At 60.4% G+C, this 22,704-nt stretch carries 27 protein-coding genes; 22 read left to right on the top strand and 5 right to left on the bottom strand.

The window, feature by feature from the left end; genetic code table 11:
• The first annotated feature begins 14 nt into the window (after nt 1-14).
• The 18 genes from rplE to dsbD all read left to right on the top strand — a co-directional run bounded on the left by rplE (nt 15) and on the right by dsbD (nt 10,827).
• Entirely contained in the window at nt 15-554 is a 540-nt protein-coding gene (rplE, locus tag PPN31114_RS25790) for a 50S ribosomal protein L5 (RefSeq protein ID WP_058376375.1), read from the top strand.
• Nucleotides 555-561: 7 nt separating this feature from the next.
• Nucleotides 562-867, top strand: coding sequence for a 30S ribosomal protein S14 (gene rpsN, locus PPN31114_RS25785; RefSeq protein WP_069342363.1), 306 nt, complete (start codon nt 562-564; stop codon nt 865-867).
• 13 nt (nt 868-880) lie between these two features.
• Nucleotides 881-1,276: a 30S ribosomal protein S8 gene (gene rpsH / locus PPN31114_RS25780; RefSeq protein WP_010804123.1), complete on the top strand. Its 396-nt coding sequence runs from the start codon at nt 881-883 to the stop codon at nt 1,274-1,276.
• A gap of 15 nt (nt 1,277-1,291) precedes the next feature.
• Nucleotides 1,292-1,825, top strand: coding sequence for a 50S ribosomal protein L6 (gene rplF, locus PPN31114_RS25775; protein WP_150682363.1), 534 nt, complete (start codon nt 1,292-1,294; stop codon nt 1,823-1,825).
• 11 nt (nt 1,826-1,836) lie between these two features.
• A complete protein-coding gene (gene rplR / locus PPN31114_RS25770; protein WP_039393713.1) occupies nt 1,837-2,202 on the top strand; it encodes a 50S ribosomal protein L18 in 366 nt (121 codons plus the stop codon).
• Between the two features lie 14 nt (nt 2,203-2,216).
• Nucleotides 2,217-2,735 carry a 30S ribosomal protein S5 gene (gene rpsE / locus PPN31114_RS25765; protein ID WP_039393711.1) on the top strand — a complete coding sequence of 173 codons (519 nt, stop codon included), beginning with the start codon at nt 2,217-2,219 and terminating at the stop codon, nt 2,733-2,735.
• Nucleotides 2,736-2,746: 11 nt separating this feature from the next.
• A complete protein-coding gene (gene rpmD / locus PPN31114_RS25760; RefSeq protein ID WP_150682362.1) occupies nt 2,747-2,932 on the top strand; it encodes a 50S ribosomal protein L30 in 186 nt (61 codons plus the stop codon).
• 11 nt (nt 2,933-2,943) lie between these two features.
• The gene (gene rplO, locus PPN31114_RS25755) at nt 2,944-3,378 is read left to right on the top strand and encodes a 50S ribosomal protein L15 (RefSeq protein WP_039393709.1); all 435 of its coding nucleotides are present in this window, start codon (nt 2,944-2,946) and stop codon (nt 3,376-3,378) included.
• A 23-nt stretch (nt 3,379-3,401) separates the two neighbouring features.
• A complete protein-coding gene (secY, locus tag PPN31114_RS25750) occupies nt 3,402-4,739 on the top strand; it encodes a preprotein translocase subunit SecY (RefSeq protein ID WP_150682361.1) in 1,338 nt (445 codons plus the stop codon).
• A gap of 9 nt (nt 4,740-4,748) precedes the next feature.
• Entirely contained in the window at nt 4,749-4,967 is a 219-nt protein-coding gene (infA, locus tag PPN31114_RS25745) for a translation initiation factor IF-1 (RefSeq protein ID WP_010804116.1), read from the top strand.
• Between the two features lie 19 nt (nt 4,968-4,986).
• On the top strand, nt 4,987-5,103 hold the full coding sequence (rpmJ, locus tag PPN31114_RS25740) for a 50S ribosomal protein L36 (RefSeq protein ID WP_010804115.1): 117 nt from the start codon (nt 4,987-4,989) through the stop codon (nt 5,101-5,103).
• A 35-nt stretch (nt 5,104-5,138) separates the two neighbouring features.
• Nucleotides 5,139-5,504: a 30S ribosomal protein S13 gene (gene rpsM / locus PPN31114_RS25735; RefSeq protein ID WP_058376370.1), complete on the top strand. Its 366-nt coding sequence runs from the start codon at nt 5,139-5,141 to the stop codon at nt 5,502-5,504.
• 18 nt (nt 5,505-5,522) lie between these two features.
• Nucleotides 5,523-5,927 carry a 30S ribosomal protein S11 gene (rpsK, locus tag PPN31114_RS25730; protein WP_010804113.1) on the top strand — a complete coding sequence of 135 codons (405 nt, stop codon included), beginning with the start codon at nt 5,523-5,525 and terminating at the stop codon, nt 5,925-5,927.
• Nucleotides 5,928-6,080: 153 nt separating this feature from the next.
• On the top strand, nt 6,081-6,704 hold the full coding sequence (rpsD, locus tag PPN31114_RS25725) for a 30S ribosomal protein S4 (protein ID WP_150682360.1): 624 nt from the start codon (nt 6,081-6,083) through the stop codon (nt 6,702-6,704).
• A 102-nt stretch (nt 6,705-6,806) separates the two neighbouring features.
• Nucleotides 6,807-7,784 (top strand): DNA-directed RNA polymerase subunit alpha, encoded by a 978-nt coding sequence (locus PPN31114_RS25720; RefSeq protein WP_150682359.1) that lies wholly within the window; start codon nt 6,807-6,809, stop codon nt 7,782-7,784.
• A gap of 155 nt (nt 7,785-7,939) precedes the next feature.
• Nucleotides 7,940-8,332 (top strand): 50S ribosomal protein L17, encoded by a 393-nt coding sequence (gene rplQ, locus PPN31114_RS25715; RefSeq protein ID WP_150682358.1) that lies wholly within the window; start codon nt 7,940-7,942, stop codon nt 8,330-8,332.
• Between the two features lie 193 nt (nt 8,333-8,525).
• Complete coding sequence (gene cutA / locus PPN31114_RS25710; protein WP_150682357.1) at nt 8,526-8,858, top strand: divalent-cation tolerance protein CutA; 333 nt, start codon at nt 8,526-8,528, stop codon at nt 8,856-8,858.
• The gene (gene dsbD / locus PPN31114_RS25705) at nt 8,851-10,827 is read left to right on the top strand and encodes a protein-disulfide reductase DsbD (protein ID WP_246182755.1); all 1,977 of its coding nucleotides are present in this window, start codon (nt 8,851-8,853) and stop codon (nt 10,825-10,827) included. Before cutA ends, dsbD begins: the two co-directional genes overlap by 8 nt.
• 148 nt (nt 10,828-10,975) lie before the next feature.
• Here the strand turns inward: dsbD and hemB are convergent, their stop codons facing one another.
• Both hemB and yihA read right to left on the bottom strand, forming a co-directional pair.
• The gene (hemB, locus tag PPN31114_RS25700; protein WP_150682355.1) at nt 10,976-11,974 is read right to left on the bottom strand and encodes a porphobilinogen synthase; all 999 of its coding nucleotides are present in this window, start codon (nt 11,972-11,974) and stop codon (nt 10,976-10,978) included.
• 614 nt (nt 11,975-12,588) lie between these two features.
• Nucleotides 12,589-13,257, bottom strand: a complete 669-nt coding sequence (gene yihA, locus PPN31114_RS25695; protein ID WP_150682354.1) for a ribosome biogenesis GTP-binding protein YihA/YsxC — start codon at nt 13,255-13,257, stop codon at nt 12,589-12,591.
• 298 nt (nt 13,258-13,555) lie between these two features.
• On the opposite strand from yihA, the gene PPN31114_RS25690 reads away from it, so the two are divergent.
• From PPN31114_RS25690 to ccsB, 3 genes are all read left to right on the top strand, one after another.
• The gene (locus tag PPN31114_RS25690; RefSeq protein ID WP_150682353.1) at nt 13,556-14,212 is read left to right on the top strand and encodes a c-type cytochrome; all 657 of its coding nucleotides are present in this window, start codon (nt 13,556-13,558) and stop codon (nt 14,210-14,212) included.
• A 167-nt stretch (nt 14,213-14,379) separates the two neighbouring features.
• On the top strand, nt 14,380-16,515 hold the full coding sequence (locus tag PPN31114_RS25685; RefSeq protein WP_246182754.1) for a cytochrome c biogenesis protein ResB: 2,136 nt from the start codon (nt 14,380-14,382) through the stop codon (nt 16,513-16,515).
• Nucleotides 16,516-16,526: 11 nt separating this feature from the next.
• Nucleotides 16,527-17,711: a c-type cytochrome biogenesis protein CcsB gene (ccsB, locus tag PPN31114_RS25680; RefSeq protein ID WP_150682352.1), complete on the top strand. Its 1,185-nt coding sequence runs from the start codon at nt 16,527-16,529 to the stop codon at nt 17,709-17,711.
• A 164-nt stretch (nt 17,712-17,875) separates the two neighbouring features.
• Here the strand turns inward: ccsB and lysA are convergent, their stop codons facing one another.
• Complete coding sequence (gene lysA / locus PPN31114_RS25675) at nt 17,876-19,138, bottom strand: diaminopimelate decarboxylase (RefSeq protein WP_150682351.1); 1,263 nt, start codon at nt 19,136-19,138, stop codon at nt 17,876-17,878.
• A 121-nt stretch (nt 19,139-19,259) separates the two neighbouring features.
• Nucleotides 19,260-19,487 carry an LPS translocon maturation chaperone LptM gene (gene lptM, locus PPN31114_RS25670; RefSeq protein ID WP_150682350.1) on the bottom strand — a complete coding sequence of 76 codons (228 nt, stop codon included), beginning with the start codon at nt 19,485-19,487 and terminating at the stop codon, nt 19,260-19,262.
• 57 nt (nt 19,488-19,544) lie between these two features.
• Here lptM and cyaY point away from each other — a divergent pair, with 57 nt between their 5' ends.
• The gene (gene cyaY / locus PPN31114_RS25665; RefSeq protein WP_150682349.1) at nt 19,545-19,865 is read left to right on the top strand and encodes an iron donor protein CyaY; all 321 of its coding nucleotides are present in this window, start codon (nt 19,545-19,547) and stop codon (nt 19,863-19,865) included.
• Nucleotides 19,866-20,080: 215 nt separating this feature from the next.
• On the opposite strand, the gene PPN31114_RS25660 is transcribed toward cyaY, so the two are convergent.
• Nucleotides 20,081-22,483: a penicillin-binding protein 1A gene (locus tag PPN31114_RS25660; RefSeq protein WP_150682348.1), complete on the bottom strand. Its 2,403-nt coding sequence runs from the start codon at nt 22,481-22,483 to the stop codon at nt 20,081-20,083.
• Nucleotides 22,484-22,704: the final 221 nt, after the last annotated feature.

Genomic DNA, 22,704 nt, shown 5'->3' with positions numbered 1-22,704 from the left:
AGGGAGTATAGAAAATGGCCCGTTTGCAAGAGTTCTACAAAGACAAAGTTGTTGCCGCGCTGACGACTCAGTTCGGTTACAAGTCTGTCATGGAAGTGCCGCGTATCACCAAGATCACCCTGAACATGGGTCTTGGCCAAGCGGTTGCTGACAAGAAGATCATTGAACACGCCGTTGGCGACCTGACGAAGATCGCCGGCCAAAAGCCGGTGGTGACGAAGGCTCGCAAGGCTATCGCCGGTTTCAAGATCCGCGAAGGTTACCCGATCGGTACGATGGTGACGCTGCGCGGCGAGCGTATGTTCGAATTCCTGGATCGTTTCATCACCGTGGCTCTGCCGCGCGTGCGTGACTTCCGCGGGATTTCGGGTCGTGCGTTCGACGGTCGTGGCAACTACAACATCGGTGTGAAGGAACAGATCATCTTCCCCGAAATCGAGTACGACAAAATCGACGCGCTGCGTGGGCTGAACATCAGCATCACCACCACCGCGAAGACTGACGAAGAAGCCAAGGCTCTTCTGTCGGCGTTCAAATTCCCGTTCCGTAACTGAGGTAATCGTGGCTAAACTGGCACTTATCGAACGCGAAAAGAAGCGCGCCCGTCTGGCGGCGAAGTACGCTACCAAGCGTGCTGACCTCAAAGCGATCATCGAAGACACCAGCAAGTCGGAAGACGAGCGTTATGAAGCACGTCTGGCGCTGCAACAGCTGCCGCGTAACGCCAACCCGACGCGTCAACGCAATCGTTGCGAACTGACTGGCCGTCCGCGCGGTACCTTCCGCAAATTCGGCCTGGCCCGTAACAAGATCCGTGAAATCGCCTTCCGTGGCGAAATCCCGGGCGTGACCAAAGCAAGCTGGTAATAGGAGAAGCACCATGAGCATGAGCGATCCTATCGCCGATATGCTGACCCGCATCCGCAACGCTCAGATGGTTGAGAAGGCATCCGTGAAGATGCCCTCGTCCAAGCTGAAGGTCTCGATCGCCAAAGTCCTGAAGGACGAAGGCTACATCGAAGACTTCGCGGTTGAGGCAGAAGAAACCAAGCCGGTGCTGAACATTGCACTGAAGTACTACGCTGGCCGTCCTGTGATTGAGCGCCTCGAGCGCGTGTCGCGTCCGGGTCTGCGTGTGTACAAGAGCCGCAACGACATCCCGCAGGTCATGAATGGCCTGGGCGTTGCAATCGTCTCGACCCCGAAGGGCGTGATGACCGATCGCAAAGCACGCGCCACTGGCGTGGGCGGCGAAGTCATCTGCTACGTCGCCTAACCGAGGAGAGTTGAAATGTCTCGTGTAGGTAAGAGTCCTATTGCACTGCCGAAGGGCGTTGAAGCAACGCTGGCCGGTAATGTGCTGACGGTCAAGGGCGCCCTGGGTTCGTTGACCCGCGGCATCAATTCCCTCGTGAACGTCAAGATTGAAGACGGCACCATCACCTTCGCCCCGGCCGACGAAAGCCGCGAAGCGAACGCGCTGTATGGTACGGAACGTGCACTGGTCAACAATATGGTTGCTGGTGTGAGCAAGGGTTTCGAAAAGAAGCTGCAACTCGTTGGCGTGGGTTACCGTGCCAAGGCTGAAGGTAACAACCTGAAGCTCGAGCTGGGTTTCTCGCACGATGTTGTGCACCCCATGCCGGAAGGCGTGAAGGCCGAAACCCCGACGCAAACGGAGATCATCATCAAAGGCGTTGATAAACAACGCATCGGACAAGTGGCTGCGGAAGTTCGCGGTTACCGTCCGCCCGAGCCCTACAAGGGTAAGGGTGTCCGCTATGCGGACGAAGTGGTGATCCTCAAGGAAACCAAGAAGAAGTAAGGGTGCGAAACATGGACAAGAAACAATCACGTGTGCGCCGCGCTCGCCAGACTCGTATCAAGCTGGCAGCTCAAAAGGTGCATCGCCTTTCCGTGCATCGCACCAACGTGCACATTTACGCGCAAGTTTTCTCGGAAGACGGCACGCAAGTGCTGGCCAGCGCTTCGACGCTGGAAGCCGAAGTGCGCAAGGAACTGGGCGACAAGGAAGGCAAGGGCGGCAACGCTGCTGCAGCTGCGCTGATCGGCCGTCGTATCGCCGAAAAGGCGAAGGCTGCCGGCATCGAAAGCGTCTCTTTCGACCGCTCGGGCTTCCGCTATCACGGTCGCGTCAAGGCTTTGGCCGACGCTGCCCGTGAAGCCGGCCTCAAGTTCTAAGGTAAGGATCCGTCATGGCAAAGATGCAAGCGAAAGTTCAGGCTGACGAACGCGACGACGGCCTTCGCGAGAAGATGATTGCGGTCAACCGCGTCACGAAAGTGGTGAAGGGTGGTCGTATTCTCGGTTTTGCCGCGTTGACCGTGGTTGGTGACGGCGATGGCCGCATCGGCATGGGCAAGGGCAAGGCGAAGGAAGTGCCGGTTGCTGTTCAAAAAGCAATGGAACAAGCCCGCCGCAATATGTTCAAGGTCGCCCTGAAGAACGGCACCCTGCAACATAACGTTCTCGGCCAGCATGGCGCCTCGCGCGTCCTGATGTCGCCGGCGAAGGACGGTACTGGCGTTATCGCCGGTGGCCCGATGCGCGCGGTGTTCGAGGTGATGGGCGTGACCAACGTGGTGACGAAGAGCCTTGGCTCGACGAACCCGTACAACCTGGTCCGCGCCACGCTCGACGGCCTGAAGAAACAATCGACTCCTGCTGACATCGCCGCTAAGCGTGGCAAGTCGGTGGAAGAGATCCTCGGCTAAGGGTGATCAATATGTCGCAGCAACAAACTGTGAAAGTCAAGCTGGTCAAGAGCCTGATCGGCACGCGTGAAGAACATCGCGCGACCGTGAAGGGCCTGGGCCTGCGTCGCCTCAATTCGGTCAGCGAGTTGCAGGATACGCCCGCTGTGCGGGGCATGATCAACAAGGTCTCGTACCTTGTGAAGATCGTCGACTGAGCGAGGGCAAAATGGAATTGAATTCGATTAAGCCGGCAGAAGGCGCTAAGCACGCCAAGCGCCGCGTTGGCCGTGGCATCGGTTCGGGTCTGGGTAAAACCGCCGGCCGTGGTCACAAGGGTCAGAAGTCGCGTTCGGGCGGCTTCCACAAGGTGGGCTTCGAAGGCGGTCAAATGCCGCTGCAACGTCGTCTGCCGAAGCGTGGTTTCAAGTCGCTGACGCGTCGTTTCGTGGGCGAAGTTCGCCTGTCGGACCTGAACAACCTGCCGGTCGACGAGATCGATCTGTTGGTTCTGAAGCAGGCCGGTCTGGTGAGCGAGCTGTCGCTGTCGGCCAAGATCATCGCCGCTGGCGAGATCACCCGCAAGGTCGTTGTGAAGGGTCTGGGCGTCACCAAGGGTGCGCTCACGGCAATTCAGGCGGCTGGCGGTTCGGTCGCAGAGTAAGTTAGGACACCCCGGAGCCATCATTGGCCAAGTCTCCTAATCTCGCTAAGCCTGGTACGCAGGGCCCGAAGTATGCGGATCTGCGCCGGCGGCTGGTTTTCCTGCTGCTGGCGTTGATCGTCTACCGTATTGGTGCGCATATCCCGGTGCCGGGCATCGACCCCGATCAGCTGGCGCAGCTGTTCCAGCGCCAGTCGGGCGGGATCCTGGGCATGTTCAACATGTTCTCGGGCGGTGCGTTGTCGCGTTTCACGATCTTCGCACTGGGGATCATGCCGTATATCTCGGCATCGATCATCATGCAGTTGCTGGCGATGGTTTCGCCACAATTGGAAGCCTTGCGTAAGGAAGGCCAAGCCGGCCAACGCAAGATTACGCAGTACACCCGGTATTTCACGGTGGTGCTTGCGCTCTTCCAGGCAGCTGCAATTGCGGTGACGTTGGAGAGCGAGCCGGGGCTCGTCGTCGATCCGGGCATGATGTTCCGCCTGACGACGGTGATCACGCTCGTAACCGGCACGATGTTCCTGATGTGGCTCGGTGAGCAAATCACTGAACGCGGTCTCGGTAACGGTATTTCGATCATCATCTTTGGTGGTATCGCAGCCGGTTTGCCGAATGCTGTGGGTGGCTTGTTCGAGCTTGTCAGCACCGGTTCGATCGGTCCGTTCTCGGCGATCGTGATCTGTGCGCTCGTGGTGCTCGTGACGTTCTTCGTCGTTTTCGTGGAACGGGGTCAACGCAAGATCCTCGTGAACTACGCCAAACGCCAGGTCGGCAACAAGGTGTACGGTGGTCAGGCTTCGCACCTGCCGCTCAAGCTGAACATGGCAGGCGTGATTCCGCCGATCTTTGCGTCGTCGATCATCCTGTTCCCGGCAACGATCGCGAACTGGTTCGGTGCTGGTGACAATACGCGGTGGCTCAAGGACATCGCGGCTAAGTTGTCGCCGGGTCAGCCGATCTACGTGATGCTCTACGCTTTGGCGATCGTGTTTTTCTGCTTCTTCTACACCGCACTGGTGTTTAACAGCAAAGAAACGGCCGAGAACCTGAAGAAGAGCGGTGCGTTTGTACCGGGTATCCGTCCGGGCGACCAGACGGCGCGGTACATCGACAAGATCTTGACGCGTCTGACGCTGGCTGGTGCAGCTTATGTCACCCTCGTGTGTCTGCTGCCCGAGTTCCTGGTGTTGCGCTGGAACGTCCCGTTCTACTTTGGCGGAACGTCCCTGCTGATCATTGTCGTGGTCACCATGGATTTCATGGCGCAAGTGCAGTCGTATGTGATGTCGCAACAGTATGAGTCGCTGCTCCGCAAGGCGAATTTCAAGGGCGGCAATAACATGACGCTTCGCTGATCCGGGATCATGTCGAAAGACGACGTTATTCAAATGCAGGGTGAGGTCCTTGAAAACCTCCCCAATGCCACCTTCCGGGTAAAGCTGGAAAATGGCCATGTGGTACTCGGACATATTTCCGGCAAGATGCGGATGCATTACATCCGCATTCTTCCCGGAGATAAGGTGACGGTAGAGTTGACGCCCTACGATCTGTCGCGTGCGCGGATCGTCTTCCGGGCGAAGTGATTAGAGAGAGGGAATTGTCATGAAAGTTTTGGCATCTGTTAAGTGCATCTGCCGCAATTGCAAGTTTGTGAAGCGCAAAGGCGTGCTGCGCGTGATCTGCAGCTCGGATCCGCGCCACAAGCAACGTCAGGGCTAATCGGCCTTTAACGCTATTTAGTTGGGGAATTACGAATGGCTCGTATTGCAGGGGTTAACATCCCGAACCACCAGCACACCGAAATCGGCCTGACGGCTATTTACGGTGTCGGCCGCACGCGCGCTCGCCAGATTTGCGAAGCCGCTGGTGTGCCGTTCTCGAAGAAGGTCAAGGACCTCGACGACAACGATCTCGAAAAGCTGCGTGACCAAGTCGGTCAGCTGACGGTCGAAGGCGACCTGCGTCGTGAAGTGACCATGAGCATCAAGCGCCTGATGGACTTGGGCTGCTATCGTGGTCTGCGTCACCGCAAGGGCCTGCCGGTCCGCGGCCAGCGCACCCGTACCAATGCGCGTACCCGCAAGGGCCCGCGTAAGGCCGGCGTCTCGCTGAAGAAGTAACCAGAGGATAGGAAACTCATGGCTAAGCAACAGAACAACGCCGCTTCGCAGCGCGTTCGCAAGAAGGTCAAGAAGAGCGTTGCTGAAGGCGTCGTGCACGTCCACGCTTCGTTCAACAACACCATCATCACGATCACCGATCGTCAGGGCAATGCGCTGGCATGGGCGACCTCGGGTGGCCAGGGCTTCAAGGGTTCGCGTAAGTCGACCCCGTTTGCTGCCCAGGTTGCTGCTGAGTCGGCTGGCCGCGTGGCGCTGGAATACGGCGTGAAGAACCTGGAAGTTCGCATCAAGGGCCCCGGCCCGGGTCGCGAATCCGCGGTTCGCGCACTGAATGCGCTGGGTATCAAGATCACGGCCATCTCGGACGTGACGCCGGTCCCGCACAACGGTTGCCGCCCGCCGAAGCGTCGTCGTATCTAAGACGCTTTAGGAAATCCTGCTATAATCGCGGGTTCGCGCACGGTCTCGGCCGTGCGCGAAGCAATTTCTAAGACCACCGTCCGGTACATCGGTACCGGACTTGCGTAGTGGACAAGGCGCCGCTGCGTCAAATTTTGAGATAAAGGAACAACCGTGGCACGTTATATCGGCCCGAAGGCCAAACTCTCCCGCCGTGAAGGTACTGACCTCTTCCTGAAGAGCGCACGTCGCTCGCTCGCCGACAAGTGCAAGCTGGATAGCAAGCCGGGTCAGCATGGCCGCACCTCGGGTGCTCGTACGTCGGACTACGGCAACCAACTGCGCGAAAAGCAGAAGGTTAAGCGTATTTACGGCGTGCTCGAGCGTCAGTTCCGCCGTTATTTCGCGGAAGCCGACCGTCTGAAGGGCAACACGGGTGAAAACCTGCTGCAAGTCCTCGAGTCGCGTCTGGACAACGTCGTGTACCGCATGGGTTTTGGTTCGACGCGCGCTGAAGCGCGCCAGCTGGTTGGCCACAAGGCCATCGTGCTGAACGGTGTTGTCGCCAACATCCCGTCGATCAAGGTCAAGGCCGGTGATGTGATCACCGTGCGCGAAAAGGCCAAGAAGCAAGTGCGTATTCAAGAATCGCTGACGCTGGCAGAACAAGTCGGTTTCCCGATCTGGGTTTCGGTTGACGCCAAGAAGATGGAAGGCACTTTCAAGGCACTGCCGGAACGCAGCGACATCGCAGGCGACATCAACGAAAGCCTGATCGTCGAATTGTATTCGCGTTAATCCAAACGCTGACGCGCCTCACGGCGCGTTTTCGTTCCGTGCAGGTTTGTCATCCATCAGCCTTATCGGTGTAACGAGCCGAGGGTATTGAAAAGGAAACCTATGCAAAACAGTTTATTGAAGCCCAAGATCATCGAGGTTGAAGAAGTCGGTGAGCATCACGCCAAAGTTGTGATGGAGCCGTTCGAACGTGGTTACGGCCACACCTTGGGCAATGCGCTGCGCCGCGTGCTGTTGTCGTCGATGGTTGGCTACGCGCCGACCGAAGTGACGATCGCCGGCGTAGTGCATGAATACTCCACCATCGACGGTGTTCAGGAAGACGTTGTTAACTTCCTGCTGAACCTCAAGGGTGTGGTGTTCAAGCTGCATAACCGTGATGAAGTCACGGTTACGCTGCGCAAGGATGGTGAAGGTGTGGTGCGTGCTTCGGATATCGAACTGCCGCACGACGTCGAACTGATCAACCCCGATCACGTGATTGCACATCTGGCCAAGGGCGGTAAGCTCGACGTCCAGATCAAGATTGAAAAGGGTCGTGGTTATGTCCCGGGTAACGTGCGCCGTTATGGCGATGATTCGGCCAAGGTTATTGGTCGTATCGTCCTCGACGCGTCGTTCTCGCCGGTCAAGCGTGTGAGCTATGCGGTCGAATCGGCCCGTGTGGAACAGCGTACCGACCTGGACAAGCTCGTGATGAACATCGAGACCAACGGTGTGGTGTCGCCGGAAGAAGCGATCCGTCAATCGGCTCGCATCCTCGTCGACCAACTGTCGGTGTTCGCTGCGTTGGAAGGCACGGAAGCCGCCAGCGAAGCGCCGTCGCGTGCGCCGCAGATCGATCCGATCCTGCTGCGTCCGGTGGACGATCTCGAGTTGACGGTGCGTTCGGCCAACTGCTTGAAGGCCGAAAACATCTACTACATCGGCGACCTGATTCAACGTACCGAGAACGAATTGCTCAAGACCCCGAATCTGGGTCGCAAGTCGCTCAACGAAATCAAGGAAGTGCTGGCCTCGCGTGGTCTCACGCTGGGTATGAAGCTCGAAAACTGGCCGCCGGCTGGTCTCGAGAAGTAAGTTGTGAAGACATGGCCGCCTTCGGGCGGCCGTGTTGCAACAAAAGTGCGGTGCGTCGGAGCGATCCGATACGGCCGTTTGTAACGACACCGGCCCGCGGTGATGGACACCGATAGAAGAGCTTGGTCGAAAACTTTGTTTAAAGGAAAGTTGAAATGCGTCACCGTCATGGTTTGCGTAAACTGAACCGTACCAGCAGCCACCGTCTGGCAATGCTGCGTAACATGTCGAACTCGCTGATCGAACACGAAGCGATCAAGACCACGCTGCCGAAGGCTAAGGAACTGCGTAAGGTTGTCGAGCCCCTCATCACCCTGGGCAAGAAGGACTCGCTGGCTAACCGCCGCCTGGCTTTCAACCGCCTGCGTGATCGTGATTCGGTCTCGAAGCTGTTCAACGTGCTCGGCCCGCGCTTTGCCAACCGTCCGGGTGGCTACCTGCGTATTCTGAAGATGGGTTTCCGCGTTGGCGATAACGCCCCGATGGCGTTCGTCGAACTGCTGGACCGTCCGGAAGTCGACACGGAAGCGCCGGAAGTTGCTGAGTAAGCGACTCGCGCAGCAGGCCTTTGAGGCCTGTCAGCCGTAAAAGAAAAGCCAGGTCATCGACCTGGCTTTTTTTATTTGCGGTGCTGTCCGAAGCGCCGCACAGATATCTCTGGAATAACGGGCTGCCCGCGCAACTTGCAGACGGCCGGTGTACAGTGAACAATCGCTACGTTTGACCGGTCTACTGCACACTATGGATGCCCTTCTCATCGTCATGACGACGTTTCCCGACGAGGCCAGCGCCGAAGCTGCCATCGACGGCATGCTGGCTGCTCGGCTAGCAGCCTGCGTGCAGCAAATGGCCCCCGTGCGGTCCAGTTATCGCTGGCAGGGCAAACGTGAGACGAGTGTTGAAGTGCCACTCATGATCAAGACGAGCGCTGCACGTTATACGGCGCTCGAGCAGTTCATTAAGGAACACCATCCCTACGACGTGCCGGAAATCGTGGCGTGGCCAGCAACGGCTGCGTTGCCCGCTTATGCGCGTTGGATTGAGGATGAGACTCGGGGGGAGTTGCATGTCTGAAACAGTGGTCGCGACTGGACTGGCGATGGATCGGAAAGATTTGAATGAGCGCAGCGGGATTTGGGCGCTCGTGTGGTTTTGCGTCTTCGCGCTGGTGATGATGTTCGGCACCGCGCGCGCACACGCTGCGGACGACTTCCTGGACCCGGACGTCGCGTTCAAGGTGTCGAAATCGGAACAGCCCGGCGCAGTGCTGCTGCACTTCGAGGTCGCCAAGGGCTATTACCTCTATCGGGAGCGCTTCGCGTTCGCCGCCGATAACGCCTCCATCAAGCTGGGTACCCCCGAGTTTCCGAAAGGTGAAGTGAAGCACGATGAGACCTTCGCTAAGGATATGGAGGTGTATCACGAGCCTATCGACGTGCGTATTCCCGTCGCCGACGCAGCGGGCCCCTTCACGCTGACCGTCACGATGCAGGGCTGTGCGGACAAAGGGCTGTGCTACCCGCCGATGGATAAGCCGTTCAGGATTTCGGCGGCGGTGGCAGCTGGAAGTGGTGCCAGTGGCGGTGCGGGAGCGTCGTCGATGTCATCGCAGTCCGTGGCAGGACCTGCGACGCAGGCGTTGCTGGGGACGAAACCCGCCGCAGCGAATTCTCCCGATGCCAATCAGACGGCGCCAGCGACGACGGGCGGAGGCTGGCTCTCGGCACGTGACGATTACAGCGAAGCCGAGCGCATTCTTTCCAGCGGCAGCTTCCTGTTGGCTCTCGGTATCTTCTTCGCACTGGGGGTAGCACTGGCGTTCACACCGTGCGTCTTGCCGATGGTGCCTATCTTGCTGTCGATCGTCGCAGGGCAAGAGGCAAGCCGGGGCAAGGCGGTGCGTCTCGCCATCGCCTACGTACTCGGCATGGCCATCGTGAACACGGCCATCGGCGTCGCAGCAGGGCTGCTTGGCCAAGGGCTGATCGCGTTTCTCCAAGCCCCTTGGGTGCTCGCCTCGTTTGCGCTACTGATGGTGATCCTGTCGCTGTCGATGTTCGGCATGTACGAGATTCAATTGCCGTCGGCGCTCCGTAACCGGATCGACGATGCGGCGCGCAAACAAAAGTCGGGTCAATGGATGGGGGCGGCCATGATGGGCGTCCTGTCTGGGTTGATCGTCAGCCCGTGTGTCACGGCACCGCTTGCCGCTGCACTGGCGTTTATCGCCAAAACGGGGGATGCCGTTTTCGGCGGTGCCACGCTCTTCGCGCTGTCGCTGGGGATGGGATTGCCGCTGGTCATTCTCGCGGGCGGCGGCGGGGCATTGCTGCCACGCGCTGGCGCATGGATGGACGGCGTGAAGCGGTTCTTCGGCTTTCTGCTGCTGGGTGTGGCGCTCTGGATTGTGCGGCCGCTGTTGTCCACGCAGGTGTTGCTGCTCGGCTGGGGCGTGTTGCTGCTGGTGGCGGCGACGTTCATGCGCGTGTTCGACAGCCTGCCGGATGGCGTGAGCGGCACGCGGCGGTTGTTGAAAGGGCTGGGTGTTGCCGTTGCGTTGCTGGGCGCTGTGGCGTTGGTCGGGGCTGCCGCAGGCGCTCGCGATCCGCTCGCGCCGCTGGCTGGCTTGTCGACGGCGGCGTCTGGCAGTGCCAGCGCGGGGGCACACGTCGCTGAGGAGGTGAAATTCCAGCGCGTGCGAAGCGTCGCGGAACTCGATCAGGTGGTTGCCACGGCGGGTCGTCCTGTCATGTTCGACTTCTACGCCGACTGGTGCATCAGCTGCAAAGAGATGGAGCGGTTTGTCTTCACCGACCCGCGGGTGAGGGCACGTCTGGACCAGGTGCTACTCGTGCAGGCTGACGTGACGAAGAACAATGCGGACGATCAAGCACTGCTCAAACGGTTTGCGCTGTTCGGTCCGCCCGGAATCATTTTCTTTGACGCCAAGGGCGCCGAGGTGCCGGGGTCACGCGTCATCGGTGCGCAATCGGCAGACCAGTTTCTGCGCAGTCTCGATAAGGCTTACGGTCCGGCAGCGTGAGGCGGAAAGGTGCCACATGAAGGGTGCCTCGTAGACTCCCCAGCTATCGGCGCGTCATAAACAAACAGCCAGTCCGGCACCGGACTGGCTGTTTGTTTATAGCGATACACACACGCCGCCGAAACCTGATGGGGCGTGCTGTGGCCGATTATGCTTGCGCGCGAATCAACCGGGCTGCATCGAGCGCGAAGTACGTCAGGATGCCATCGGCACCGGCGCGCTTGAACGCAAGCAGCGATTCCATCATGACCTTGTCGTGATCGAGCCACCCATTCTGTGCGGCGGCCTTCAACATCGCGTATTCGCCACTGACCTGATAGGCGTAGGTGGGGAAGCGGAACTCGTCCTTCACACGGCGCACGATATCGAGATACGGCATGCCGGGCTTGACCATGACCATGTCCGCGCCTTCTTCGATGTCGAGCGCCACTTCACGAAGCGCTTCGTCCGAATTGGCCGGGTCCATTTGGTAGGTCATCTTGTTGCCCTTACCCAGATTCGAGGCAGAGCCGACGGCATCGCGGAACGGACCGTAGAACGCCGACGCGTACTTGGCGGCATAGGCCATGATGCGCGTGTGGATGTACCCGGCGGCTTCGAGCGCTTCGCGGATGGCGCCGATGCGGCCATCCATCATGTCGGACGGTGCCACGATATCTACGCCGGCTTGCGCTTGTGTGAGCGCCTGCTTCACGAGAATTTCAGTCGTCACGTCGTTGATGACGTAGCCGTTCTCGTCGAGCACACCGTCCTGACCGTGGCTGGTGTACGGATCGAGTGCCACGTCGGTGAGCACGCCAAGGTCGGGGAAGTTGCGCTTGAGCTCGCGCACGGCGCGCGGGATCAGACCTTCGGGGTTGGTGGCCTCAATGCCGTCGGGCGTCTTGAACGACGCGTCGATATTGGGGAACAGGGCAATGACCGGCACGCCGAGCGTGACGCAGGTATCGGCGACACGCAGTAATTCGTCGACCGAGACGCGTTCGACGCCAGGCATCGAGTCGACGGCCTCGCGGCGATTCTGACCTTCGAGCACGAACACCGGGTAAATCAGGTCGTCACAGGTCAGTTGGTTTTCGCGCATCAGGCGGCGCGAGAAGTCATCGCGTCGCATGCGGCGCGGGCGAAGCAGGGGATAGGAACTCATGCGATCGGTCCTTTGGACGGGGAATAGCGCGTCTGAAAATTCCGTGAATCGTCTCGTGAAGACGTCCCGAAAACGTGTTGCCGTTGCGATCGGCTCAACGATTCCGTAAGGGGGAAAGCGCGCAAAAAAGGGCACTTGCCGGGAAACTTTCGGACGCATGGTATATCATACCAACCGGATGTTCGCACTGTGTGTGGCGTCCCCCGCTTCTCCTCCCTGAGCGGGCGCCTGTCGTTCTACGATAAGGCTCATTTAAACCCGCCGTGCCTACACGGCGGTTTTTTTATGTGCGCTCGATTTATCGCAGCTGCGTCTCGGTAACTCCGGTGTGCGCGGGCATTGCGGCCCGTTTCGACAAATCATCATGCCCCTCATCCGTTCGGTTGAGGCGACGCCACACCACCGCAATTTCATCTGAACCCACATGCCGTCTCGAGTCTTGGGCCGCGACGATATGTCGCGCCCGGCGAGATGCTGAGTCAACTACCTTTGGCGTTGTGGCGGATGTGCCATGCCGTGGCCGCGCGTTGGCTAGTCCCCACGGCGGCGACAGCGATTACTAAGACGTTACTGGGGCTTTACTGAGGCGTTACTGAGACATTTCTGAGGCGCGCTCATTTCTTCGCCGATTCGCGTGGCGGAATAGCGAGCCAGTCTTCGAGCACGCGCTGCGCGGCTTCGACGCCGGTGCGTTTGAGCGACGAGAACAGTTGTGCCGTGAACTGCGCAGGGGTATTCGGATCGTCCGAAGGGAGTCCGTCAGTCCGTGGAATGGCATTCAGCCGCTTCTGGGTATCGCGCAGCACCACCGTGGCTTCCTGACGCGTGAGTTTGTCGGCTTTCGTCAGCAGGACATGGATCGGGCGCCCGGTCGGCAGGAACCAGTCGATCAGTTCGCAATCGAGATCCGTGAACGGGCGACGCGAGTCCATCACGAGCACCAGCCCGCGCAGTTGCGGGCGTTGCACCAGATAGTCGCCGAGCAACTGCTGCCAGTGCACCTTCACGCCGCCGCCGACTTCGGCATAGCCATAGCCGGGCAGGTCGACGAGGTAACCGTAGAGATGCTCGAGGTGAGCGATCTCGAAATAATTGATGTGCTGCGTGCGGCCCGGCGTTTTACTGGAGAAGGCCAGGCGCTTCTGGTTGCACAGGATGTTCAGCGCGCTGGATTTGCCCGCGTTCGAGCGACCCGCGAAGGCGACCTCGGGCACTGCCGTGGGCGGCAGATCGCGCAGATGATTGACGGTCGTAAAGAAGCGGGCTTGATGAAGTAGGGACATGACAGGAACCGGGGAGCGCCGCAGCCTCGGCAGGCGGGCTGGCAACGCGGGCGCAGGGGCGCAGAACGGTGAGTTGGGATGTTGCCGGTGAAAGCCCGGGAAGCCCCGCTCTGCGGCCTTCTACATGGAAATCCCCTAAAGTCGGGGAAAGACTTTATTGTACAATACGAAAGTTAACCTTGGCCTTGCCGAGGCTTGTCCGAACGTCTCGCACGCCGTGAGGTTGGAGGAGAAACACGGCGCCGGACGGTGAGTTCGAACGACCGATTTCCCGACAAAACAGATATAAGGTGTGCGAATGAACCGAGGAGTGTGGAAGTCTCTCGCTGCAACACCATTGGCGCTGGCATGCTTCCTTCTGAGCGGCGCAGGACAAGCCGCCGAGCCGCAAGCGCCTGCCAAACCAGACCTGAACCGGGGACAGGCGATTGCCAGTCAGGTCTGCGCTTCCTGCCACGCGGCGGACGGTAACAGCACCGGTGGTGCGTATCCGAAAATCGCCGGGCAGCACGCTGAATACCTCTACAAGCAGCTGACCGATTTCAAGGCGCAGCCGGGCAAGACGCCCGCGCGCAACAATGCCATCATGGCCGGCATGGTCGCGGCGCTGTCCGATCAGGATATGCGCAACGTGTCCGCTTATTTCGCATCGCAGACCGAGAAACCGGGTGCGGCGCGTAACAAAGCCACCGTTCCGTTGGGTGAAAAGATTTTCCGTGGCGGTATCGCAGAGAAGGGCGTGCCCGCCTGCGCCGCTTGTCACGGACCGGCCGGTGCCGGCATGCCGTCGCAATACCCGCGCCTCGGCGGCCAGTGGGCCGATTACACCGCTGCACAACTCGTGGCCTTCCGCGACGAAACGCGTCAGAACAACGCGCCGATGCACGCTGTTGCGTCGCGACTGTCGGACAAGGAAATCAAGGCAGTCGCGGATTACATCGCCGGTTTGCGATGATCGGTAACGTTTGCCCTGACATCGTGTGAACGTCAGGGTATATTCGCTGACTTATAACGAAACCAGCGCCGTCACCGCAGAGTGGCGCGATCGAACTGGTTTAGCATACACAGGGTGGCGGGCGCGTGAAAAACGCGCTCCCGCCCTTTTTTGTTGCCGGAAACAGGATGAGCATCAGTACCTCGGGAATGCAGATCAAAGGCGCGCAGCGATGGGTGCGCGACGGTGTCGAGCTAGTCAGTTCGATGCGTTTTGCCATCAGCCTGCTCACCGTGCTCGCGATCGCCAGCATCGTCGGCACTGTGCTCAAGCAAGGCGACCCCTACCCCAACTACGTCAATCAGTTCGGCCCGTTCTGGGCCGACGTTTTCCGCTCGCTCGGCCTTTATACGGTCTATAGCTCGTGGTGGTTTCTGCTGATTCTCTTCTTCCTCATGGCGTCGACGACGCTGTGCATCGTGCGCAATGCGCCGAAGATGATCGCGGACATTCGCAGTTGGCGCGACCACGTTCGTGAGGGCAGCCTGCGCGCCTTCGGTCACCGGGGCGAATTTACCGGCCCGGCACCGCGCGCTGAACTGCTCCCGCGACTCACTGGCTTTCTCGGCCGTCGCGGCTACCGTTTCGTCGTGCGCGATCGCGACGGCGCGACGCTCGTCGCTGCTAAGGCCGGGGCGATCAATAAGATCGGCTACATCTTCGCGCACAGTGCCATCGTCATCATCTGCTTGGGCGGTCTGGTCGATAGCGACCTGCTCATTCGCGTGCAAATGGCCTTGTTCGGCAAGTCGCCGCTGCAAGGCAACGCCGTGATCGCACAAATTCCCGAGCAGCACCGCCTCTCGTCGAGCAACCCCGCATTCCGCGGCTATGCGTTTGTGCCCGAGGGCGGCAAGTCGACGACGGCCATTCTCAATTTCCAAGACGGCTCGGTCGTGCAAGATCTGCCGTTCTCCATCGAGTTGAAGAAATTCCACGTCGACTACTACTCGACGGGGATGCCGAAGCTCTTTGCCAGCGACATCGTGGTCACCGATCCGGACACCGGCAAGTCGATGGATGCGACGGTGAAGGTCAACGAGCCGTTTATCTTCAAGGGCGTGGCGATTTATCAATCGAGCTTCGAAGACGGCGGCAGCAAACTGAAACTCACCGGTTACCCGATGCGGGGCGCTTCCGATAAGACGTTTGCGTTCTCCGGCGATATCGGCGGGTCGACCCAACTGAAGGGCGGCGGCGCTGCCAAAGACCAATACACGGTCGAGTTCAGCGACTTCCGCGCGATCAACGTCGAGAACATCAGCAATGGCAGCGGGCAGCAGGACGTGCGCGGCGTGGCTCGCAAGTCGTTTCGCGACGACCTGAGCGCACAACTGGGTTCGGGTGCCAAAACCGATCTGAGCAAAGACTTGCGCAACGTCGGCCCCTCGGTGCAATACAAGGTGCGTGATCGCAGCGGGCAGGCGAAGGAATACCGCAACTACATGCTGCCGATTCTCGTGGAAGACGGTCAGCGCGTGTTCATGACGGGTGTGCGCGACACTCCGGACGGCCCGTTCCAATACCTGCGCATCCCTGCCGACGAGGACGGCTCGGTCAAGCAGTGGATGCTGCTGCGCGCCGCGCTTCAGGACGATGGCGCCCGCGCCGAAGCCGCGCGCCGTTTCGCTGCGCAATCCTTGCCGGCCCAAACCTCCGCCGAGTTGCGTGCTCAATTGCAGGAAAGCGCCAAGCGCGAAATGGATCTCTTCGCCGGCGCGATCCCGGCAAGCGCAAACGGTCATGCGACTGGCGGGCTGCAAGCCATTGCCGAATTCGTGAGCGAGAAGGTGCCGCAAGAGCAGCAATCGAGCGCGGCCGACATGTTCCGGCGTATTCTCGACGGCACGATCTGGCAACTTTGGCAGGTCGCGCGTGAACAGGCGGGCCAGCCGGCGGTCGCGTCCACGCCGGAGAACGAGCGCTTTGTGCATACTGCGACCAACGCGCTGTCGGACAACTTCCTGTACGACGCGCCGGTGTTCCTGCAACTCGACTCGTTCGATCAGATTCAGGCGAGCGTCTTCCAGCTCACGCGCTCGCCGGGTAAGAAGATCGTGTATCTTGGCAGTCTGCTGCTGGTACTCGGCATCTTCTCGATGTTCTATGTGCGCGAGCGGCGTCTCTGGCTGTGGGTGAAAGACACCCCGGACGGCGGCAGCTCGGTACTGATGGCAGCGTCGACCACGCGTCGTACGCTGGATTTCGACAAAGAATTCGCCCGCACGAAGGCGGAGATCGACGCGATCGTCACAAAACGTTGAAGGTGAGAGACATGGAGTTATCGCAAGGCTATTCAGACGTCTCGTGGCTGCGCCGTCGCAGTATCGGCGACTGGCTGTTCGCACTGGCGCTGGCGATTGGCGCGGGTTTCGCGCTCAACCGCTACGGCCACTTTATGGATTACTACGAGCACACGATTCTGGTGCTCTCGGTGCCGACCTTTGCTGTGCTCGGCTGGCACTGGCGCTCGGTGCGCTGGCTGATGGCGGGCATCGCGATCCTCGCGCTCTCGGGTATCGGGCTGTATCACCATGATTTAGCGCGTGCCGATCAAGCGTTCTTCCTGAAGTACTTCCTATCGAGTCAGTCGGCCATCCTCTGGATGAGCGCGCTGTTCTTCCTGGCGACCCTGTTCTACTGGGGCGGCTTGCTTGCTCGCTCGCCGTTTGGCGCGAGTGTCGGGTCGGCGCTGTGCTGGGCCGCCGTGCTGCTCGGGTTCACCGGCATGATGGTGCGCTGGTACGAGTCGTATCTGGTCGGGGCCGATGTCGGGCACATCCCCATCTCGAACCTGTACGAAGTCTTCGTGCTGTTCTGCCTGATCACGTCGCTGTTCTACTTGTATTACGAGCAACACTACGAGACCCGCGCGCTTGGCCCGTTCGTGCTGCTGGTGATCAGCGCCGCAGTCGGCTTCAACCTCTGGTATAGCGTGGCGCGCAGTGCCTACGAAATTCAGCCGTTGGTGCCCGCGCTGCAAAGCTGGTGGATGAAGATTCACGTGCCGGCGAACTTCATCGGCTACGGCACGTTTGCACTGGCCGCGATGGTGGCGGTGGCGTACCTGCTCAAATCGGGCGAGCAAAAGCGTAACGTCGCCGCAGGCCGGGCCATCGACAGCGGCTTCTTCTCGTCGCGTCTGCCGTCGCTCGAACTGCTCGACGACGTGATGTACAAGGCGATCGCCGTCGGTTTTGCGTTCTTCACGATTGCCACGATTCTCGGTGCGCTCTGGGCTGCCGACGCTTGGGGCGGCTACTGGAGTTGGGACCCGAAGGAAACGTGGGCGCTGATCGTCTGGCTGAACTACGCCGCGTGGCTGCACATGCGTCTGATGAAGGGACTGCGTGGTGTCGTGGCAGCGTGGTGGTCGCTGACGGGTCTGCTGATTACCACGTTCGCGTTCCTTGGCGTGAACATGTTCCTGTCGGGGCTGCATAGCTACGGGCAGCTCTGACGCGTAGTGAAAGCTTCGATACGGCCGAGCGTTGACGGCCGGTCGAGGCGATGCAAAAGACGTAAAAAAGCCGCCGCGCGATATGCGCAGGCGGCTTTTTTATTGGGTGACGCCCGATTTGCAGCCCGTGGGTGCGGGCGACGGCAAAACCAGCGGCCGGACGTTTAAGCCGGCAGCAGACGTTCGCCAGCAAACAGCGATTCGACTGTCTCGCGTTCGCGCACGAGGAAGGCGTCGACGCCGTCGACCATGACTTCGGCCGCACGCGGGCGCGTATTGTAGTTCGAGCTCATCGTGAACCCATACGCACCGGCCGAGCGGATGGCCAGCAGGTCGTCAGCGGCAATCGCCAGGGCGCGATCGCGGCCGAGCCAGTCGCCGCTTTCGCACACGGGGCCGACGACATCGTAGGTCGCCACGTCGCTGGCGCGGCGCACCACCGGGTCGATGGCGTGATAGGCCTCGTACATTGCCGGGCGGGCCAGATCGTTCATGGCCGCGTCGACGATCGCAAAGTTCTTGGTTTCACCGGGCTTGAGGAATTCCACGCGCGTGAGCAGCACGCCGGCGTTACCCACCAGCGAGCGGCCCGGTTCGAACAACACCTGGCGATGCGAGTGTCCACGCTTGGCGATATGGTCGATGACCGTGGTGGCAAAGGCGGTGATGTCCGGCGGCGCTTCGTCCGTGTACTGAATGCCGAGGCCACCGCCCACATCGATGTGGTGCAGCGAAATGCCTGCGTCATCGAGCTTTTCGACCAGATCGAGAAGCTTGTCGATCGCGTCGAGGTACGGCGAGATTTCGGTGATCTGCGAGCCGATGTGGCAATCGATACCGACGACTTCGAGGTTCGGCATCGACGCGGCGGCGCGGTAGGCATCGAACGCCTCTTCATACGCGACACCGAACTTGTTGCCGCGCAGACCGGTAGAGATATACGGGTGCGTCTTGGCATCGACGTTCGGATTCACGCGCAGCGATACGCGAGCGCGCTTGCCGACCTGCCCTGCCACTTCGTTCAATCGGTCGAGTTCGGGGCGCGATTCGACGTTGAAGCAGAACACGTCCTTTTCGAGCGCATAGCGCATCTCGTCGGCATGCTTGCCCACACCGGAGAAGACCACGCGGCGCGCATCGCCGCCTGCGGCGATCACGCGTGCGAGTTCACCGGCCGAAACGATGTCGAACCCAGCGCCAAGCTTGGCGAACACGCCGAGCACCGCCAGATTCGAGTTGGCCTTGGCCGCGTAATGGACTGCCGCGTTGCGACCCTCGCACGCTTTGGCGTAAGCCTGATAAGCCGTTGTCAGCGCTGCCTTCGAATACACGTACAAAGGCGTGCCGAAGCGTTCGGCGAGTGCGGGCAGGGCCACGCCTTCGGCATGGAGTACGTCGTCGCGGTAAGAGAAGAAGGCGTTGGACATCGCGGAAACTCGGGTGATCGGCAAGGGCGCGCACGGCGGCGCACAACAAACTACAAGCGGAAGAGGGTGCTCGGGCACGCCATCGGAAACCCAGGGGCTTCTGATACCAGTGCCGACAAGCTTACTCCGGTTTGGCGGCGGGCAACGAGGCTGCCGGCGGCACTTCGACCGACGGGCCACGCTGCGGCTCGGGAACGAGCGGCGGCGGCGGTACCGGGGCACCCGGCGGCGGGGTCGGTTTGACCGGCTTCGCGGGGAAGTAAAGGGGGCCAGCCTGACCGCAACCGGCTAATACGCTTAGCAGGGCAATCGAGGCTACAATCGCGCAGGTTCGAATAGGTGCTGTCATGGGGGTATCGCCGCGTGGTGCGGCATGCAATCGATGACGCAAACCGTGGAGTTTAGCATGACGGAAAGTGAATTCCTGGCGCTCGCCGAGGCCGTACTGGCGCGGGTCGAGGCAGCTGTCGAAGACAGCGACGTGGACATCGATTGCGAGCGTACCGGCAATGTGCTGACGCTCGAGTTTGACGATGGCAGCAAAATTATCGTCAATCTGCAAACGCCGATGAGCGAAATCTGGGTGGCGGCGCGCTCGGGCGGCTATCACTTCCGTCTGAAGGGCGACGAATGGCGCGACACCCGCGACGATTCCGAACTGTTCGAGGCGCTCTCGCGTTTCGCGTCGCAACAGGCCAATGAGACGGTGACGCTCCAGGCGAACTGACGAAGTCGCACGCGACGTGTGCTTCCGGCGATGGCCCGCTTCGTCGGGAGATCACCGGGTGCTGCATGTTCCGCTGCCGGTCAAAAAAACGGCGCAGGATCTCGTGAGAGATACCTGCGCCGTTTTCGTTTGCCTTCGTTAGCATCGGTGCGCGGCGTTAAACACGCGCCCGCTGCACCCCTTGCACGTGGCCGCCGATGTCTTGGCGGCCGCCGTCAGGGCTTGTTGTTGAACATATCCAGAATGCGCTGCCGTTCCTGCGTATCGACCGGCCCGGGCGTCGGCGCGCTGGTCGTCGAGCCGTCCGGCGCGGTCTCGGCGCTCAGACCCACCGTACTGACGGCTTTGCCCGGCGGATAGTCGTCGTAGAAGTAGTCGCCATTCGCTTGAATGATCCCTGGCGGCACAGGGCGAGTCGATTCCGGTACACCTCGCAGCGCCTTGGTCATGTAGTCGATCCAGATCGGCAACGCGAGGCCGCCCCCCGTTTCCCGATCGCCCAAGTTCCGAGGTTGATCGAACCCGATCCACGCCACGCCGACCAATTGCGATTGATAACCCGCGAACCACGCATCGTGCGAATCGTTGGTCGTGCCGGTCTTGCCGGCCAGATCGTTGCGCTTGAGCACGTTCGTTTTCGCTGCCGTACCGCGCGTCGCCACATCGTGCAACATCGAATTCATGATGAAGGCATTGCGGGCCGGAATGGCACGAATGGCTTCGTCGCCAGCCATGGCCGGCTTCTCTTCCATGATGACGTTGCCCTTCGAGTCGGTAATGCGCGCCACGATGAACGGGTTCACACGGAAGCCGCCATTGGCAAACACGGAGTAGGCGCTAGCCATTTGCAGCGGCGTGACCATGCCCGCACCCAGTGCCATCGGCAAATAGGCGGGATGCTTGTCGGCTTCGAACCCGAAGCGTGCGATGTACTTCTGCGCGTAGCCCGGGGTGATGCTCTGCAAGATCCGAATGGACACGAGGTTGCGCGAGCGCATCAGCGCAACGCGCATGGGCATCGGTCCTTCGAAGCCGCCGCCATAATTCTTCGGCTCCCACGGCTGACCGCCCGTTTGCGCAGCAGTGAAGTAGAGCGGCCCGTCGTTGATGATCGTTGCCGGGGCGAAGCCCTTTTCCAGGGCCGCCGAGTAGATGAACGGCTTGAAGCTCGACCCCGGCTGACGCCACGCCTGCGTGACGTGATTGAACTTATTTCGGTTGAAGTCGAAGCCGCCGACCAGCGAGCGGATCGCACCGTTCTGCGGATCGAGTGAAACGAACGCCGCTTCGATATCGGGCATCTGCACGATGCGCCAATTGTCCTTCGCGTCCTTCGTCACGCGGATGACCGAGCCGGGGCGAATCTTCTGCTTAGGCTGCGCTTTGGCGCTCAACCCGGCTGCGGCAAAACGCAGTCCGTCGCCGGTCACATTCACGTCGTCGCCGTTGAGCAGCACTGCCTTCACTTGCTGCGGCGACGCGGCGAGCACAACGGCCGCCACCATATCGCCGCTGTCCGGATGCTCGACCAGTGTGTCGTCGATCAACTGCTCGCGCTCGTCCTGATCGCTCGGCAAGTCGATATTGGCCTCCGGGCCGCGATAGCCGTGCCGCAGTTCGTAAGCCATCACGCCCGCGCGCAGGGCTTCGTAGGCGGCCTCCTGATCGGCCGAATTGATCGTGGTGTAGACGTTAAAGCCGCGCGTGTAGATCTCGTCCTTGAACTGCGCGTAGAGCAACTGACGCACCATTTCCGCCACGTAGCCCGCATGTACGCTGAACTCGCTGCCAAGGCCGCGCACGACCAGCTCTTGCGCAATTGCCTGATCGTATTCCGTCTTCGAGATGTAGCCGAGGTCGTACATCCGCTTGAGGATGTACTCCTGACGCACGCGAGCACGCTTGTAGTTGACGATCGGGTTGTAAGCCGAGGGCGCCTTGGGCAACCCGGCCAGCATCGCCGCTTCGGCGAGCGTGACGTCCTTGATGTCCTTGCCGAAATACACCCGCGCGGCGCTCGCGAAGCCGTACGCGCGCTCGCCGAGGTAGATCTGATTCATGTACAGCTCGAGAATCTGATCCTTCGTCAGGCGTGATTCGATCTTACAAGCCAGCAGCGCTTCGTAGATCTTGCGCGTATAGGTCTTTTCGCTCGACAGGAAGAAGTTACGCGCGACCTGCATCGTGATCGTGCTGGCGCCCTGCGACGACCCGCCTCGTGCGAAGTTCGCCACACCTGCGCGGAAGATCCCGATGAAATCGACGCCGCCGTGCTGATAGAAGCGGTCGTCCTCGATCGCGAGGACGGCTTTTTTCATCACGTCCGGAATATCGGCAAAGCGCACGAGGTTGCGGCGTTCTTCGCCGAACTCGCCGATCTGAATTTCGTCGGCGGTATAGATGCGCAGCGGAATCTTCGGCCGGTAGTCGACGATCGTGTCGAGCGACGGCAATTGCGGCGTCATCACCACCAGGATGTACCCCGCCAGCAACGCGCCACACACGAGCATCGCGGCGATCAGGCCGACGAACCACAAAACGATGCGCAGCCAGATGGAGCGGCGCGGCTTGGGTGGGCGCTTTTCGCGTGGGGTCTCTGTTTGGGGTGTGCTTGCCATGGGGGAACCGAAAAAAACAATGGGCCGATTATAACGAACGGTTAGCGATGTCCCCCCGAACGTCCCGCAACCCTTTGCCGGGAATGATCGAAATGGGATTTCGGGAACATGCGCGTTCGGACAAAGCCGAGAAAAAAGCGGCAGAGATTCCGAAAGCAAAACGAACCGCCGCCATCGCCTCCTGATTCGGATTGGTCCGATTGGACGCCGCGCCAGCGATG

This window comes from Pandoraea pneumonica, assembly GCF_902459645.1.
GTDB classification, from domain to species: domain Bacteria; phylum Pseudomonadota; class Gammaproteobacteria; order Burkholderiales; family Burkholderiaceae; genus Pandoraea; species Pandoraea pneumonica.
The sequence above is the reverse complement of the archived record's forward strand: the minus strand, read 5'-3'. Positions and strand labels throughout refer to the sequence as shown.